At 70.1% G+C, this 1450-nt stretch carries 1 protein-coding gene; it reads left to right on the top strand.

Translation table 11 applies throughout. The annotated features are described in order from the left end of the window. Positions 1-84: 84 nt before the first annotated feature. Positions 85-1335, top strand: a complete 1251-nt coding sequence (locus ACFV1W_RS40630; protein WP_380422612.1) for an IS701 family transposase — start codon at positions 85-87, stop codon at positions 1333-1335. Positions 1336-1450: the final 115 nt, after the last annotated feature.

A 1450-nucleotide genomic window follows, 5' to 3' on the forward strand; every position in this document is an offset into this window, starting at 1 on the left:
CCTAGTAGGGCTTGGTCAGGTTCGTCGGGGTTGGGCGTGTCCAACGGCGGGTTGTGTCGTTGAGGGTGTGTGACACCTGGGGAGATGACTGAGGTCCGGGAGGACCTGGAGGCGTTCACGGCGGAGCTGTTCGAGGCGTTCACCCGCAACGATCAACGCCGTTGGGGACAGGTCTATGTGCGTGGGCTGCTGCTGGACGGCGGGCGCAAGTCGGTTGAGCCGATGGCTGCCCGGCTCGGCGAGGACGGCAACCGGCAGGCACTCGCGCACTTCGTGACCACCAGTCCGTGGGACCCGGCGCATGTCCGGGCCCGGCTGGCGTGGAAGATGCAGACCGAGTTGAAGCCGACGGCGCTGATCATCGACGACACCGGTTTCCTGAAGGACGGCGACGCCTCCGCGTGCGTGTCGAGGCAGTACACCGGCACCGCCGGCAAGGTCACCAACTGCCAGGTGGGCGTCTCGCTGCACCTGGCCACCGACCACGCCTCCGCGGCGGTCGACTGGAGACTGTTCCTCCCCAAGTCCTGGGACCCGACCTCGGAGAAGGCCGAGCCCGAGAAGGTCGCCCGTCGCGAGCGTTGCCAGATCCCCGCGGACCTGGGACACGTGGAGAAGTGGCAACTCGCCCTGGACATGGTCGATGAGACTCGCTCCTGGGGCGTGCACGTCCCGCTCGTCGTCGCGGACGCCGGTTACGGCGATGCGGTCGCGTTCCGGCTGGGCGTGGCCGAGCGCGGCCTGAACTACGTCGTGGGGATCTCCACCACGCTCAGCGCCCAGCCGGGCTCCGCCCGGCCCGTCACCCCGCCCTACAGCGGGACCGGCCGCCCGCCGGTCGCCCGCTATCCCGAGCCGGCGAAGAGTGTGAAGGCCCTGGCGGTGGAGGCGGGTCGGAAGGCGGCCAGGCCGGTGTCCTGGCGCGAGGGCTCGCGCCCGGGCAGGGGCCACACCGGGTTCAAGCGCATGTACTCGCGGTTCGTCGCGCTGCGGATCCGCCCGGCCGGACGCGAGATCCGCGACGCCACCGACGGCGTCGAGCTGCCCGAGTGCTGGCTGCTGGCCGAGTGGCCCGCCCGGGAGGCCGAGCCGGTGCAGTTCTGGCTCTCCGACCTGCCCGCCGACACCCCGCTGACCACCCTGGTCCGCCTCGCCAAGCTCCGCTGGCGCATCGAACACGACTACCGCGAGATGAAGCAGGCCCTGGGACTGGCTCACTTCGAGGGCCGCACCTACACCGGCTGGCACCACCATGTCACCCTCGTCGCCCTGGCCCACGCCTTCTGCACCCTGCGGAGGCTGGCCCGGGCCCCAAAAGGAACGGCAACGGCCTGAGTCTCTACCAGGTCGTCCGCGAGCTGCAGTTGGTCCTCGCCACCTGGGCAGGCAATTGCCCGACCTGCCATCGCGACATACCGACACCCATGCGAACCTGACCAAGCCCTACTAG

Source organism: Kitasatospora sp. NPDC059648 (assembly GCF_042734825.1).
Taxonomy (GTDB): Bacteria; Actinomycetota; Actinomycetes; order Streptomycetales; family Streptomycetaceae; genus Kitasatospora.

What these genes read in the sequence shown, in the direction of transcription:
- ACFV1W_RS40630 (WP_380422612.1), top strand. Translation starts at nt 85, where the DNA reads ATGACTGAGGTCCGGGAGGACCTGGAGGCGTTCACGGCGGAGCTGTTC.